This window comes from Streptomyces sp. NPDC051963, assembly GCF_044593495.1.
In the GTDB taxonomy this organism is placed as follows: Bacteria; Actinomycetota; Actinomycetes; order Streptomycetales; family Streptomycetaceae; genus Streptomyces.
This window is the reverse complement of sequence record NZ_JBIUCC010000001.1, coordinates 953,700-968,265: the sequence shown is the minus strand read 5'-3', so window position 1 is coordinate 968,265 and position 14,566 is coordinate 953,700. Positions and strand designations below refer to the sequence as shown.

The 14,566-nt window shown below is 70.7% G+C and carries 10 protein-coding genes and 1 pseudogene; 6 read left to right on the top strand and 5 right to left on the bottom strand.

What is annotated here, in order from left to right; all coding sequences use genetic code 11:
- Positions 1–92: 92 nt before the first annotated feature.
- Positions 93–3,275 carry an amidohydrolase family protein gene (locus ACIHFB_RS04020; RefSeq protein ID WP_400125101.1) on the top strand — a complete coding sequence of 1,061 codons (3,183 nt, stop codon included), beginning with the start codon at positions 93–95 and terminating at the stop codon, positions 3,273–3,275.
- Between the two features lie 7 nt (positions 3,276–3,282).
- Here ACIHFB_RS04020 and ACIHFB_RS04015 read toward each other — a convergent pair whose 3' ends face one another.
- Positions 3,283–3,996: an FAD binding domain-containing protein gene (locus ACIHFB_RS04015; protein ID WP_365269654.1), complete on the bottom strand. Its 714-nt coding sequence runs from the start codon at positions 3,994–3,996 to the stop codon at positions 3,283–3,285.
- A 362-nt stretch (positions 3,997–4,358) separates the two neighbouring features.
- Between ACIHFB_RS04015 and ACIHFB_RS04010 the strand changes: the two genes are divergently transcribed.
- The 3 genes from ACIHFB_RS04010 to ACIHFB_RS04000 all read left to right on the top strand — a co-directional run bounded on the left by ACIHFB_RS04010 (position 4,359) and on the right by ACIHFB_RS04000 (position 6,251).
- Entirely contained in the window at positions 4,359–4,943 is a 585-nt protein-coding gene (locus ACIHFB_RS04010; RefSeq protein WP_365269651.1) for a hypothetical protein, read from the top strand.
- A gap of 117 nt (positions 4,944–5,060) precedes the next feature.
- Positions 5,061–5,732, top strand: a complete 672-nt coding sequence (locus ACIHFB_RS04005; protein ID WP_365269648.1) for a class F sortase — start codon at positions 5,061–5,063, stop codon at positions 5,730–5,732.
- 105 nt (positions 5,733–5,837) lie between these two features.
- Positions 5,838–6,251 carry a VOC family protein gene (locus ACIHFB_RS04000; RefSeq protein WP_365269646.1) on the top strand — a complete coding sequence of 138 codons (414 nt, stop codon included), beginning with the start codon at positions 5,838–5,840 and terminating at the stop codon, positions 6,249–6,251.
- A gap of 99 nt (positions 6,252–6,350) precedes the next feature.
- On the opposite strand, the gene ACIHFB_RS03995 is transcribed toward ACIHFB_RS04000, so the two are convergent.
- Both ACIHFB_RS03995 and ACIHFB_RS03990 read right to left on the bottom strand, forming a co-directional pair.
- Positions 6,351–7,031, bottom strand: coding sequence for a DUF4328 domain-containing protein (locus tag ACIHFB_RS03995; RefSeq protein ID WP_400125100.1), 681 nt, complete (start codon positions 7,029–7,031; stop codon positions 6,351–6,353).
- A gap of 42 nt (positions 7,032–7,073) precedes the next feature.
- Entirely contained in the window at positions 7,074–8,528 is a 1,455-nt protein-coding gene (locus ACIHFB_RS03990) for a glyceraldehyde-3-phosphate dehydrogenase (RefSeq protein WP_400125597.1), read from the bottom strand.
- A gap of 183 nt (positions 8,529–8,711) precedes the next feature.
- Here ACIHFB_RS03990 and ACIHFB_RS03985 point away from each other — a divergent pair, with 183 nt between their 5' ends.
- Both ACIHFB_RS03985 and ACIHFB_RS03980 read left to right on the top strand, forming a co-directional pair.
- A complete protein-coding gene (locus ACIHFB_RS03985) occupies positions 8,712–9,824 on the top strand; it encodes a GNAT family N-acetyltransferase (RefSeq protein WP_400125099.1) in 1,113 nt (370 codons plus the stop codon).
- Positions 9,825–9,895: 71 nt separating this feature from the next.
- A pseudogene (locus ACIHFB_RS03980) lies at positions 9,896–10,985 on the top strand (DegT/DnrJ/EryC1/StrS family aminotransferase).
- 49 nt (positions 10,986–11,034) lie between these two features.
- On the opposite strand, the gene ACIHFB_RS03975 reads toward ACIHFB_RS03980, so the two are convergent.
- Positions 11,035–12,102, bottom strand: coding sequence for a glycerophosphodiester phosphodiesterase family protein (locus ACIHFB_RS03975; protein ID WP_400125098.1), 1,068 nt, complete (start codon positions 12,100–12,102; stop codon positions 11,035–11,037).
- A 118-nt stretch (positions 12,103–12,220) separates the two neighbouring features.
- Entirely contained in the window at positions 12,221–14,443 is a 2,223-nt protein-coding gene (locus ACIHFB_RS03970; RefSeq protein ID WP_400125097.1) for a heavy metal translocating P-type ATPase, read from the bottom strand.
- Positions 14,444–14,566 lie beyond the last annotated feature (123 nt).

The following is a 14,566-nucleotide window of genomic DNA, read 5'->3' as shown; positions in this document are numbered from 1 at the left end:
CGGGGCGGGGTCCTCAGCCGGACTCCGCCCCGTACGTTGCCCTCAGTGGTCTCTCCTGTCCGGCACTCCAACTCCGTGCACTGGGAGCTCTTTTGGACACCGAAGGCACCTCGGCCGCCCTCCGTTTCGGCCCCCTCTCCCGCCGTAGATTCCTCCAGGTCACCGCCACGGCCACGGCGCTCGCCACCGTCACCACGCCGGTCGCGGCCGCCGCCTCCTCTTCCGGTACGACCCTCTCCTTCACGGCGGCCACCGGCGGCTCCGCGACCCTCGCCCCCTCCGGCGACCGGCTGATCGCCGAGGTCCAGAACGTGCTCTGGTCCGTCCCGCGCGACGGCGGCCCGGCCGTCGCGCTCACCCCGCCCGGCCTCGAACCCACGCGCCCGCAGTTCTCGCCCGACGGCAGCCGGCTCGTCGTGTGTGCGTACCGGGGCGGAGGCTTCCACCTCTGGACGCTGCGGCCCGACGGCACGGGTCTGGTACAGCTCACCGACGGGCCGTGGGACGACCGGGCTCCGGCCTGGTCACCGGACGGCACCCGGATCGCGTTCGCCTCCGAACGCGGTGGCGACACCGTGACCGGTGCCCCGTACCGCATCTGGATCGTGGACGTGCGCACCGGAGCGCTGACCCGGCTCACCGGGCGTCCCGGCCAGGAAGGTCCCGGGCAGGACGCCGGCTGGGAGGACTTCGACCCCACGTGGTCGCCGGACGGTGAGCGGGTGCTGTTCGTCCGCGGGGCCGTCACCGCCGCGGGCACCCTCAGCGCGACCACCGTGGCGTCGGTGGCCGCCGACGGCTCGGGCCGTGTCGGCACCGAGCACAAGGACGACACCGGCGCCCAGGTCATGACCCCCGCCGTCTCGCCCGCCGGACGCCTGGCCTACTTGCGCACCACGGCCGCACCCGCCGCCTCCTGCACCCTGGTCGTGGACGGTGAGCCGGTCGCCGTCGAGGGCGACGTCCTGCCGGCACCGCCGCGCTGGGCGGACGACGAGCGGCTGCTCCTCACCGTCGACGGCCACTTCCGGCTCATCGACCCCGGCACACCCGGCGACGGCGAGGAGATCCCCTTCGCGGCCACGCTGTCCGTGGACCGGCCGCGCTACCGGGGCAAGGCGTACGACTTCGACGGCGCCGGCACCCGACCCGTCCGCGCGTTGCACCTGCCCGCCCTGTCCCCGGACGGCCGCACCGTCGCCTTCGCCGCGCTCAACGCGCTGTGGACCGCCGACACCAAGGGCGGCCGCGCACCGCACAAGGTCCTCCAAGTCCCCACCACCCGCTATGTGTTGGCGCCGACGTGGACGCCCGACGGAACCGCGCTGGTGTACGCCGACGACCGCGACGGCCTGTTCGGCGTACGGCGCCACGACCTCGCCTCCGGCAAGGAGACCGTGCTCGCCGAGGGCGGCCGGGTCTTCCCCGCCCTCTCACCCGACGGCACCCGGCTGGCCTGCCTGGACATGTCCGGCAACCTCGTGCTGCGCGAGCTGTCCGACGGCACCGAACGGATCCTCGCCGCCCCGCTCGGATCGGGCGGGCTGCCCGGCCGCCCCAGCTGGTCGCCCGACGGCCGGTACCTGGCGCTGTGCGACCGCAACCGCCTCAACCAGCGCTTCCGCGAGGGCTACAACCTCATCCGAGTCGTCGACACGACCACCGGGACCGCCGCCCTGCACGCCTTCGCCCGGCACACCTCGCTCTCCGACCGCTACGACTCCGGGCCCGTCTGGTCCCCGGACGGCCGCTGGATGGCCGTGGTCGTCGAGTCGGCGCTGTGGCTGCTGCCGGTCCGGCCCGACGGCACCCCCGACGGCGAGCCCCGCCCGCTCACCACCGAACCCGCCGACCACCCGTCCTGGTCCGCCGACTCCCGCACCCTGCTGTATCTCTCCGCGGGCACACTGCGCCTGATCGACATCGCAAGCGGCAAGGCCCGCACCGTCCGCGTCCCGCTGGACTACCGCCGACCGCGGCCGGCCGACACGGTCGTGCACGCGGGCCGCCTCTGGGACGGCACGGGGTCGGAGGTCCGCGAGGACATCGATGTCGTGGTCCGTGACGGCCGTGTCGCGGAGGTCTCCGCCCACCGCGCCGGACGCCGGGCCGCACGCCACATCGACGCGAGCGAGCGCACGGTGATCCCGGGGCTGTGGGACGCGCACACCCACCCCTGGCAGTCCACCTACGGTGGCCGCCAGACCGCGCTCCAAGTCGCCTACGGCGTCACGACGGCCGTCTCGCTGGGGGGATTCGCCTACGAGCAGGCCCGCGTCAGGGAGGCGGTCGCCGCCGGCGCCCTCGCCGGACCCCGGCTGCTGGCCACCGGCGAACTCCTGGACGGCACACGCGTCGCCTACAGCATGGGCCGCGCCCACCGCACCCCCGAGGGCCTGCGCCGCTCACTGGAGCGTGGGGCCGCGCTGGACTGGGACTTCGTGAAGACGTACGTACGTGCCCCGGGCTGGGTGATGAAAGAGGCCGCCGACTTCGGGCACGACCGGCTCGGTGTGCGCAGCGGCAGCCATCTGTGCTCCCCGGGAGTGCAGCTGGGCCAGGATCTGACGACCCATCTACAGGCCACGCAGCGACTGGAGTTCGGGCATGCGACCAGCGCCTCGGGGCGGGCCTACCAGGACGTCGTGGAGATCTACACCCGGGCCGGCTTCCATCTCGTCGCCACCCCGTTCACGGCATTTCCCCTGCTGGGCGCCGATCCCGCGCTCGCGGACGACCCACGCGTCACCGTGCTCATGCCGCCGTGGGACACCGCACTGGTACGGCAGCAGGCCGCGCTGGCGCCCACCGACGCCCAACTGGCAACGCTGTCCGTGGAGATGGACGTGTACCGGCGGATCCTGGCGGGCGGCGGGCTGATCGCGCTCGGCACCGATCAGCCGATCGTCCCGGTCGGGCTGCATCTGCACCTGGTGCTGCGCGCACTGCACCGCGCCGGACTGTCGCCTGTCGAAGCGCTGCGTACCGCGACTGTGCTGCCCGCGAGGGTCTTCGGCGCCGACGCCGATCTGGGCACGGTGGAGGAGGGCAAGCTCGCCGACCTCACCCTCGTCGACGGCGACCCGTTCACCGACTTCGCCACCCTGATCCGCACGCCGGCGGTCCTGCGCGGCGGCGTCCTCTTCGAGCAGGCGGACCTGGTCGACGCCTTCGACTCCGCGCGGCCGTACGGCGCGTCCTCCGCGCAGGACTGGCTGGAGGTCAGTCACCGGATGCGGCGCGAAGGGTGCTGTGACCCGGAGAGCGGGGCCTGAGCCACCCTCAGACGCGGGCCAGCTGTTCGGTGACGTGGTGCCGGACGGCATCCCATGCGGTGGCGTGCAGGGTGCCGAGGTCGGTGCGGTGCAGGGCGTCGAGCACGTCCGCGGTGTCGGCGGCACATGGGGTGCTGCCGGTGAGGACCTCGTAGCCGTCGCGGACGGCGACGCGCAGACGGTTGCGCTCGCCGTCTTCGGCGTGCACGGCGGAGGCGACGACGAAGGGCGGCGGTCCGCCGGCCTCGCCCTCCAGCTTGCGGTAGCCGCTGACGATCGGCTCGCGCCAGCGCAGGCCGACCAGCAGGAGGCGCTTGGCCAGCACCTCGGCGAGGTCGGTTTCGTAGACGCCGTCCGGTTCCAGCACCACGGCACGGGAGTCCAGTACGGATGCCGCGGGCAGCAGGCAGCGCAGTGTGCTGCCGACCAGATTGCCGCCGACCGTGGCCGTGCGGCGCACCGCTCCGGTCCCGACACCGGACGCCGCCTGGCGCAGTACCTCCGGCACACGGTCGTCGACCTCGTGCAGCACGACGGCCGCGCCCAGCTCCACGGGCCCGATCGTGTTCGCCTCCGGCAGCCGACGCAGCGACACGGCCTGCTCGGGAAACCCGTCCCGCTGCCAGATGGCCCACACGAGAGTCGCCCCGCCTATCGGCACCGCCCCGTCAATGAGGCACTCCTGCGCTTCGGGTATGGACGTGGGCAGACGCAACTGCACGGCAACCGACCTGCTTTCCCGGAAAGTTCGCGGTGGGGGAGGTACCAGGACACCCCGCTCACATGATCACTCCTATGGCGCATTCTTACCCACGCCTGCGGGGCGCATACAGGGCTCAACCCAGCACCTCGTGCGCCCCCTGGGCGGCGAGGTCATCCATAACGACTGCTTCGTTGCGTTCGTACGGCCCTCCCGGGTCGGCTCGCCGCGGCGGCATGCCGCCGTCCGGGGTGCGGGCTTAACCCGTGTGATCGCCCCGGATGGTGGGACGGTCGGGTTCGGCTGACGGTGGATCACGTCAAGGCCGGGTCACTTCAGCTGGCGAAGCGTCAGCTGCCCGGGTGTGACGGAAGGATTCACAGATGCGTTCAGCACGCATGCTGGCCGCGGCTGCGGCCACGGCCGCGCTCGCGATCGCCGCACCCGCCTACGCCGATTCGACGGGTGAGTGGGACCACGAGGACTCCTCCTACAGCAAGGAGCACGACGAAGACTCTTCCTACGGCAAGAAGCACGACAAGGACAGCAGCCACGACTCGCCGCGCGGCGGAATGCACACGGGTGGCGGAGCGCTGGCCCTGGTGAACAACGAGGACGGCTGGGCCGAGGCCAAGGACCCCAAGCACGACCCGGACACCTACCGTGACGACCACGACGGTGAGCACGGCAAGGACTGGGGCGGCGACCACGACGGTGGCCGCGAGGGCGAGCACGACGGCGGTCGCGAGGGTGGGCACGACGGCGGTGACCACGACCGGGACGCGGGGCGCGGCGACCACGAGGAGCCCTGGAAGTCCGACCACGACAAGCCGCACGGTGGTGTGCACACCGGAGGCGGCGCGCTCGCCTCACCGGAGGTGACGACCGCCGGGCTGGCGGTGCTGGCGGTGGCCGGTACCGGTCTGTACGTGTTGCGGCGGAAGAAGGCCTCCGAAGGCATGGCCTGACCGATGCCCGACGACATAACCGCCGCGGCCGCCGCACGTACCTCTCACGTCGCGGCGGCCCGGCTCGCCCCTCCTGCGTGATGTCTCCGCTGCCCCGCCCGAGTGAGATGGTGTCCGATGTCAGCCAGCCCTCCTTCCCCTACCGATGCTGAACCAGTGCCTTCGTGGCTGAGATCCCGCAGAGGCTCGACGATCTTCTGGAGCGCGGTTGCCGTCGTCGTCGTGGCGGTGAGCGTGCTCGGCGGTGAGGACCAGCCGCCCGCCACCGGGCACGCGCACCATGCGGCTCCGGCCGCCACGTCGTCCCCGTCCGTGACGCCCCGGGCCGGAAAACATCTGCCCCGGGCCAGACCGACCCGTCTGCGCATCCCCAAGATCTCGGTCGACGCGCCCTTCACCTCGCTCGCCATCGGCTCGTCCGGTGAACTCGAACCCCCTCCGGCCGACGACGTCAATCTCGTGGGCTGGTACGCCAAGGGCGTCTCCCCCGGTGAGCCGGGCACGTCGATCATCGCCGGGCACGTGGACACGGCGACGTCTCCGGCGGTGTTCGCGGAGCTCGGCGAGCTGGAGGAGGGCGACCGGTTCTATGTGAAGCGGGCCGACCGGCGCAGGGCGACGTTCGTGGTCGACAGCGTGGAGACCTTCCACAAGGACGACTTCCCCAGCAAGCGGGTGTACGCCGACACCCCGCAGGCGCAGGTCCGTCTCATCACCTGCGCCGGGGACTACGACCGCCAGGCCAAGGACTACACGGAGAACCTCGTGGTCTTCGCGCACCTGAGTTGACGACGGCTGGTGTTTGCCCCGTGTGGGCCTCCGGGACGGGCCGTTGTCAGTGCCGCGCGCTAGCGTCCTTGACAGCGGCTTTCCAGCCACATTCCGGGAGGATCCATGGCCTCGCGCCTCAACCCGTACCTCAACTTCGACGGCGACGCCAGGCAGGCGTTGGAGTTCTACAAGGAGGTCTTCGGCGGCACGCTGACCGTCAACACCTACGGTGAGTTCGGCCAGGGGGACGCGCCGAACGCCGACAAGATCATGCACGGCATGCTGGAGACCCCGGGCGGGTTCACCTTGATGGGCGCCGACAGTCCGCCCGGGATGCCGGTCAACCCCGGCACCAACTTCTCGGTGAGCCTGAGCGGCGACGACGACGCCGAACTGCGTGGCTACTGGGAGAAGCTCTCCGAAGGCGGCTCGGTGTCCGTGCCCTTCGAGAAGCAGATGTGGGGCGACGTGTTCGGCATGTGCACGGACCGCTTCGGCATTCCCTGGATGGTCGACATCGTCCAGCGGAGCGCCTGAACGCAGCCGCCCGCCGACGGTCCTGTGTGTACGGGACCGCCGGCGGGCGTGGGTGCGGGTGCGGGGAGAGCGTCGCGCCGCTTGCTCGTGTGCCGCGGCCTAGTCGGTCGGCGTGGCGCCGTGCCGCGAGACTTCTTCCATACGGTCCTCCTGGACCGCGCTGAGGGCACGGACCATCAGGGCGCCGGCCACGGCGGCACCCACGAGGGCCGCGTCGGCCGCCAGCAGCAGCCCGAGATCGCTGTAGGCACGCGCGATGACCTCATCCGTGGAGTCGGTGTACATCAACCCCACTCCACTGACCAGCCCCACCAGCCACAGTGCCCACCACCAGTTCACGACGCTGGGCAGGGGCCGCTCCGGGGCGCCGGTGCGGTGAATGTCGGCGATCAGGGCGCGGGGAATCCACAGGTTCGCGATGGGGACGATCCAGCCGAGGTAGGCCCAGGGCCAGGAGTAGCGCAGCCGCTGCGAGGAAAGAGCGAGTGCGTTGTCCCGGACGCGCCCCAGCCACATCAGGAACACGATGGCGCAGAGCACCGTGGCCGCGTCACCCAGGGAACTGACGAAGTGGTACGCGTCCTCCAGGGCGGTCAGCGGGCGGTGCCAGCCGTCGCCCTGGTCCGGTGGTCCGGACGACGGCTGTCCCGCTGCCGCGAGGCGGATCTGCCAGACCGCTCGGGCCGTCCAGGCGGCGCCGACGAGAGCGAAGGCGGCGACGGCGCAATGGGCGGTTGCCCGGACCGGGCGCAGAGCCGACTCGGCTATTTGATCTTTCATTCGGTCATGATGGCGTACAGGCGTTTCAGGAACTCCGCGTGATCAGATCGCCGTCGCCGGGTAGGTCGGGTACTCCACGCCGGAGACGTGCTGGACGACCCGGATGACCTGGCAGGAGTAGCCGAACTCGTTGTCGTACCAGAGGTAGAGGATCGCGTTGTCGCCGTCGACCTTCGTGGCGCCGGCGTCGACGATCGAGGCGTGGCGCGAGCCGATGAAGTCGCTCGAGACGGCGTCGGGGGCGTTGGTGAAGTCGATCTGGCGCCGCAGGGGCGAGGTCAGCGAGACGTCCCGAAGGTGGTCGAGGACCTCCTCGCGTGTGGTCTCCCGGCCGAGCCGCAGACTGAGGATCGCGATCGAGACGTCCGGGACCGGGACGCGGATCGAGCTGCCGGTGATCGGCGCCTTGAGGTCGGGCAGCGCCTTGGCGACGGCCGACGCGGCACCGGTCTCGGTGATCACCATGTTCAGCGGCGCGGAGCGGCCGCGGCGGTCGGCCTTGTGGTAATTGTCCAGCAGGTTCTGGTCGTTGGTGAAGGAGTGCACGGTCTCCACGTGGCCGCGCAGCACGCCGAACTCGTCGTCCATCGCCTTCAGCGGCGGCACGATCGCGTTGGTGGTGCAGGACGCGCAGGACAGGACCTGCTCGTCCGGCTTGACCGTGTCGTGGTTGACGCCGTGCACGATGTTGGGGACATCGCCCTTGCCCGGCGCGGTCAGCACGACCTTGTCGATCCCGGGGCGCAGATGCTGGGACAGGCCCTCGCGGTCGCGCCACTTGCCGGTGTTGTCGATGAGGATGGCGTCCCTGATGCCGTACGCCGTGTAGTCGACCTCGGACGGGTCGCCCGCGTAGATCACCTTGATCTCGTTGCCGTTGGCGATGATCGTGCTGTTCGCCTCGTCGACGGTGATCGTGCCCTGGAACTGGCCGTGGATGGAGTCGCGGCGCAGCAGCGAGGCGCGCCTGACGAGATCCTCGACGGCCCGTTCGCCCCCCTGGCGGACGACGACCGCGCGCAGTCGCAGGCCGTTGCCGGAACCGGACTTCTCGATCAGCAGCCGGGCGACGAGGCGGCCGATGCGGCCGAAGCCGTAGAGGACGACATCACGCGGCTCGCGGCGCTCGATCTTGTTGGCTCCCGTGGCGCCGGCGACGGCCTCGGCGGTGAACTCCGCCACCGACAGACCGCGGTCGTCCGCCCGGTATGTCTCGGCCAGCCTGCCGAGGTCGATCTGGGAGGGGCCGAGATCGAGCGCGGTGATGGCTTGCAGGAAGGGCAGGGTGTCCGTCACCGAGAGCTCCTCGCCGGCGATCTGCCGGGCGAAGCGGTGTGTCTTGAGGATGCTCACCACCGACTTGTTCACCAGGGAGCGGCTGTGCAGCAGGACGGTCACGTCCCGCTCGCGGTGCAGCTTCCCGATGATCGGGATCATCGACTCCGCGATCTCCTCGCGGTTCTTCCAGTTGGTGAACGAGTCCTCGTTGACAGTCACAGGATCCATCTCTTCCGAGCTAGGTAGCGCTCAGATGCTAACCGGACGAGATTTCGATCAACGCAGTCGGGTCGCCGGATATCCGGTACGTACCGTTCCTTTGCACTGGACACCCTTGACAGTGTGCATGCTGTTTCGCGACGTTTGATCCCTGCAAGGGGGAACTGGGGGGAGGGGTCGCCCATGCGATCCAGGGGGAAGCAACGGGACATCACCATCCACAGACCCGAGGAGCTGAGCACCCCGCTGCGCCGGGTCTGGCACGAGGCGATGGACGAGTCGCCCGACTACGCCAATCCCTTCCTGTCGCCGGAGTTCGCGGCCGGGATCGGCATGCACCGCGGTGGGGCGCACGTGGCCGTCCTGCATCAGGGCGGGGAGCCGGTCGGCTTCCTGCCGTACGAGCGCAACTCCTTCGGCGTCGGCCGGGCCATCGGCCTCGGTCTCTCCGACTGCCAGGCGCTCGTGCACCGCCCCGGGGTCATCTGGGACATGCAGGAACTGCTGCGGGCCTGCGGGCTGTCCGTCTTCGAGTTCGACCATCTCGTCGACGAGCAGAAGCCGTTCGGCAGGTTCGTCACCGGGACGTTCGCCTCACCCGTGGTCGACCTGACGGACGGCGCGGGCGGCTATGCGGACTGGCTGCGCTCCACCTATCCCGGGGTGGCCAAGACGACGCTGAAGAAGGAACGCCGGCTGGGGCGCGACGTCGGCGAGGTGCGCTTCGTCTTCGACGAGCGCGACCCCCGGATGCTGCACCGGCTCATGGAGTGGAAGTCCGCCCAGTACCGCAGGACGGGCCGGATGGACCGGTTCTCACGGCCCTGGATCGTGGACCTGGTGGACCACTTCTTCCAGGTCCGCGAAGAGCACTTCACCGGTGTGCTGTCGGTGCTCTACGCCGGCGACCGGCCGGTGGCCGCGCACTTCGGCCCGAGATCGCGCACGGTGTTCGCGGCCTGGTTCACCACGTACGACCCGGAGCTCCGCTACTACTCGCCCGGCCTGATGATGCACCTGCACATGGCGCATGCCGCGGGCGGCCACGGGGTGCGGCTCATGGATTTCGGGCGGGGCGACAAGGAGTACAAGGACTGGCTGAAGACCCGCGAACTGCGCGTGGGCGAAGGGTTCGCCACCCGCCCGCACCCGGTGGCGGCGGCGCATCGGCTGTGGCGCAGACCGGTGCGCGGTCTGCGGAACACGGTCCTGGCCCACCCCGGACTGCGGGAGCCGGCCGACCGGTTACTGAAGACGGTCGGCACGCTCCGTACGTCGGGCCTGCGAGCGCCCTGAGTTGAGTCTTTCGTACGTCCTTCTACGTCCTTCTACGGCCGTTCGACGGCCCTTGACGGAAGCAGGTGACGATGCCGTACGGATCGCGGCTCGCCGCGATGGTGACACGGCGACTCGGACGCGAATGCGTCTACACGCCCTCGGCGCGGCTGGCTCTTTACCTCGCCCTGCGGCGCTGGTGTCGCCCGGGCGGCCGGGCTGCGCCCGGTGCAGGCCCCCGTCTCCGTGTGGGACGGAAACATCGACCCGGACGCCGTACCGGAATCGACCTGGCGGAACGTGGACGCCGTCCTGACCACCAACCTGTACGGCATGCCGGACCGGGTCGTCGAACTGCGCCGCCACTGCGACGAGTTGGGGATCCCGCTGATCGAGGACGCGGCGCACGCCATCGGCACGCACGTGGACGGACAGCGGATCGGGACCTTCGGGAACGCGGCCGCGTTCAGTCTGTCCAAGCATGTGGCGGGGCTGGCCGGGGGATTCCTCGCCGTCGAGGACGCGCGTACCCGACGGGAGTTGGAGCTGTTGCGCGATGATCTCCCGGTGCCGGGCCGGCTGCGCGCCGACCTGGCCGTGACGCTGCGGCCGCTCGCGCGCTCCTCCGTCCGTGCCCTGCATCTGGTGCGTCCGGTGTGGCGGACCATGCAGCGCCTCGGCTTGCTGGAGCGGGACGCGTTCCGGATGGCCCTGCAGACGCCGCGACTGAGCGGCTGTGCGCGCGAGGCGCCGAGCCTGGCCGCGTTCGAGTCATGGGTCCGCGTCGATCTGCACGGCTTCCGGGAGCGCCACGGGCCCGTCGTCCGGGGGCAGTTGACGCTGCGGCTGTCCCGGCTCGACAGCGCGGCACACGACGGCCCTCCGCCCCTGTTCCGCGTTCCGTTCCTGGTCGACGATCGCGACGCCCTGGTGGAACGTCTGGTGCTCCACGGCATGGTCTGCGGTTGCGTCTACGACCCGCTGCTCGACGACCACGCGGGCGCGGAGTTCGTGGAACCGTCCCCCGACCCGTCGGCCGCCCGCTGGTTCGCCTCCCATGTGCTCCCGGTCGATCCGCACCTGGCACGGAGGGCCACCGGTGCGCTCACGAAGGAACGGGCATCGGCCGCGTTTCCCGATCCCGTCCCGGACCTCAAGCGGCGCACGCCCATCGGGCGATAGGGCAGTGGCGGGACCGGGCGGCAGCGCCCCGGTCCCGTCACCGTGACGATCAGCGAGGTCCGTACGCCTTCGGCAGCCGCATACCGCGCTCGGCCATGATCTCCCGTACCTTGTTGGGGTAGTTGGTGATGATGCCGTCGACCCCGAAGTCCATCAGCGCCTCCACGGTCGCCGGGTCGTCGCAGGTCCAGGGGACGACCTTCAGGCCCCGGGCGTGGGCCGAGTCGACCATGGCCTCATCGGCGTAGAAGCGGAATCCCGGGTCGCCGACCTTGCCGCTCTGCGGGAAGCCGTAGTTGGGGGAGAGGGTGGTGACGCCGGCGATGCTGTCGGCGGCCTTCACGAAGTCGCCGCCGTAGTCGTCGGCGTCGATGCCGCCGAGCCAGGGTGAGGCGCCGGGCTGTCCGACCTGGAGGAAGTCGTAGTTGGTGAGCGCCACCAGCGGCCACCTCGGCGCGAGCTTGTGCATCGCCTTGAGCGCGCCCCAGTCGAAGGACTGGATGGTGACCTGGCGCTCGATGCCGGAACGGTGGATCTCCTCGTGGACGCGGCGCACGAACAGCTCGCGGGGCGCGGTCTGTTCGGGGGCGCCCGCCTCGACCTTCGTCTCGATGTTCAGGGTGACCTGCTTGGCCTTGTAGCGCTTGACCAGGTTCAGGACGTCCCTGAGCTCCACCATCCGCAGGCCCTTGATCTGCTCCTGCTCGGGGAAGCCCGGCAGTTGCTGGAATCCGCAGTCCATGGTCTTGATCTGGGCCAGCGTCAGGTCCTTGATGTACTTGCCGACGTACGGGTACATCGGGTCGCCCGGCGTGAGGGGCGCCGTGTCCTTGCACTTCTGGGCGCTGACCTGGCGGTCGTGGGTGACGACGACCTTCTCGTCCTTGGTGATCTGGGTGTCCAGCTCCAGGGTGGAGACGCCGAGGCGCAGGGCCTTGCCGAAGCCTTCCAGGGACTCCTCGGTCGTCATCCCGATGCCGCCGCGGTGGGCCTGGAGGTCGAAGGAGGGCCTGTGGTGAGGTCCCCCGGGGGTGTGCGTCGTCGTCGCGTGAGCGGCCGCCGGGAAGGCGAGCGCCGGCACCAGGGCCAGGCCGGCGAGGACATGTCTTGAGGACATCGAAACCTCACTCTTGTTCGGTTCGGGGGGCGACCCGAAGACGCTAGTGCGGTCCCGGGGAGCGTACGACGACCTGGATATGAGGGCGCTGTGAACGCTGGGGAAACGCGCGCGTCCGTCATCCGAGGGACCTGAAGGTGCGCAGACGCAGGGAGTTGGCGACGACGAAGACCGAGGAGAACGCCATGGCCGCACCGGCGATCATCGGGTTGAGCAGTCCGGCCGCGGCGAGCGGAAGGGCGGCGATGTTGTAGGCGAAGGCCCAGAAGAGGTTGGACCGAATCGTGCCGAGGGTCCGGCGGGCCAGCCGGATGGCGTCGGCGGCGGCGCGCAGATCGCCTCGTACGAGGGTCAGGTCGCCCGCCTCGATCGCCGCGTCGCTGCCGGTGCCCATGGCCAGTCCCAGGTCGGCCTGGGCGAGCGCGGCCGCGTCGTTCACGCCGTCGCCGACCATGGCGACCGAACGGCCCTCGCCCTGAAGGCGCTTGACGGCGGCGGCCTTGTCCTGCGGCAGCACCTCGGCGAGCACGTCCTCGGGCGCGATGCCGACCTGGGCCGCGACCGACTCGGCCACGGTCCGGTTGTCGCCGGTCAGCAGGATCGGCCGCAGACCGAGGGCGCGCAGCCGCTCGATCGCCTCAGGGCTGCTCTCCTTAACGGCGTCGGCGACTTCGAGGACCGCCCGTGCCTCGCCGTCCCAGGCGACGGCGATCGCGGTGCGTCCGGCCGCCTCGGCCTCGGACTTGGCCTGCTTCAGCTCCGCCGGCAGCTCCAACGCCCAGTCGGCGAGCAGTTGTTCACGCCCCACGAGGACGGCGTGACCGTCGACGACGCCCTGCACACCCAGGCCGGGCACGTTCGCGAAGTCCTCGGGCGTGGGCGGCGGACCCAGCTTGTCCATGGCGCCGGCGGCCACGGCACGGGCCACCGGGTGCTCGGATGCGTGCTCCAACGCGCCCGCCAGTCGCAGGACTTCGGACTCATCCGTGGTGCTGTGCACGGCGAGCAGGGTCATCCGGCCGGTGGTGACGGTGCCCGTCTTGTCGAGGACGACCGTGTCGACCTTGCGCGTGGACTCCAGCACCTCCGGGCCCTTGATCAGGATTCCTAGCTGGGCACCCCGCCCGGTGCCGACCAGCAGCGCGGTCGGCGTGGCGAGGCCCAGGGCACACGGACAGGCGATGATCAGGACCGCGACGGCGGCCGTGAACGCGGCCGTCAGCCCGGCGCCGTTGCCCAGCCAGAAGCCCAGGGTGCCCAGCGCGAGGGCGATCACGACCGGCACGAACACGGCGGAGATCCGGTCCGCGAGCCGCTGCGCGGCAGCCTTGCCGTGCTGTGCGTCCTCCACCAGCTTGGCCATCCGGGCCAGTTGGGTGTCCGCGCCGACCCGGACGGCCTCGACGACCAGCCGCCCGCCCGCGTTGACCGTGGCGCCCGTGACCGGATCGCCCTGGGACACCTCCACCGGCACGGACTCGCCGGTGAGCATGGAGGCGTCGACGGCGGAGGAACCCTCGACGACCGTGCCGTCGGTGGCGATCTTCTCCCCGGGACGCACCAGGAAACGGTCGCCGACCTTCAACTCGGCGACGGGGACGATCCGTTCACCGCCGTCCGGGCGCAGCACGGTGACGTCCTTCGCGCCCAGCTCCAGCAGCGCCCGCAGAGCGGCTCCCGCCGTGCGCTTGGAGCGGGCCTCGAAGTAGCGCCCGGCCAGGATGAACGCGGTGACTCCCGCGGCGGCCTCCAAGTAGATGTTTCCGGCGCCGTCGCCGCGGGCGATGGTCAGCTCGAAGGGATGCGTCATGCCCGGCGTGCCCGCGGTGCCGAAGAACAGCGCCCACAGGGACCACAGGAACGCGGCCGACGTACCGACCGAGATCAGCGTGTCCATGGTGGCCGCACCGTGGCGCGCGTTCGTGAACGCCGCCTTGTGGAAGGGCCATCCCGCGTACGTCACGACGGGCGCCGCGAGCGTCAGGGACAGCCACTGCCAGTTGTCGAACTGGAGGGCGGGAATCATGGCCATCGCGATCACGGGGACGGCGAGAACGACCGAGGTGAGCAGCCGCTGCCGGAGGGACTGGAGCTCATGGTCGACCTGCTCGGGCTCGGGGTCGGCCCGCGCGGGTTCCTGCGCGGTGTACCCGGTCGCCTCGACCGTGGCTATCAGATCGGGGACGGAGACCTCGCCGGTGTAGCTGACCTTGGCCTTCTCGGTGGCGTAGTTGACGGTGGCCGTGACCCCGCCCATGCGGTTCAGCTTCTTCTCGACGCGCGCCGCGCACGAGGCGCAGGTCATGCCGCCGATGACGAGTTCGACCTGGTTACCGGCCATCATCGCTCCTGATTGCATACGGGGTGGGGGTATCCTTCGTTCGTGATCCTGTATACCCCTGTGGGGTATCGAGCGCAAGCGCGGCAGGGCCTTGACTTCATACCCCCTGGGGGTATGGTCGGT

Bases quoted from the DNA above. Each gene is read 5' to 3' on its own strand.
- ACIHFB_RS04005 (WP_365269648.1), top strand. From the start codon at position 5,061: ATGTCAGCCAGCCCTCCTTCCCCTACCGATGCTGAACCAGTGCCTTCG.
- ACIHFB_RS03970 (WP_400125097.1), bottom strand. From the start codon at position 14,443: ATGGCCGGTAACCAGGTCGAACTCGTCATCGGCGGCATGACCTGCGCC.
- ACIHFB_RS04010 (WP_365269651.1), top strand. From the start codon at position 4,359: ATGCGTTCAGCACGCATGCTGGCCGCGGCTGCGGCCACGGCCGCGCTC.
- ACIHFB_RS03985 (WP_400125099.1), top strand. From the start codon at position 8,712: ATGCGATCCAGGGGGAAGCAACGGGACATCACCATCCACAGACCCGAG.
- ACIHFB_RS03995 (WP_400125100.1), bottom strand. From the start codon at position 7,031: ATGAAAGATCAAATAGCCGAGTCGGCTCTGCGCCCGGTCCGGGCAACC.
- ACIHFB_RS04000 (WP_365269646.1), top strand. From the start codon at position 5,838: ATGGCCTCGCGCCTCAACCCGTACCTCAACTTCGACGGCGACGCCAGG.
- ACIHFB_RS03975 (WP_400125098.1), bottom strand. From the start codon at position 12,102: ATGTCCTCAAGACATGTCCTCGCCGGCCTGGCCCTGGTGCCGGCGCTC.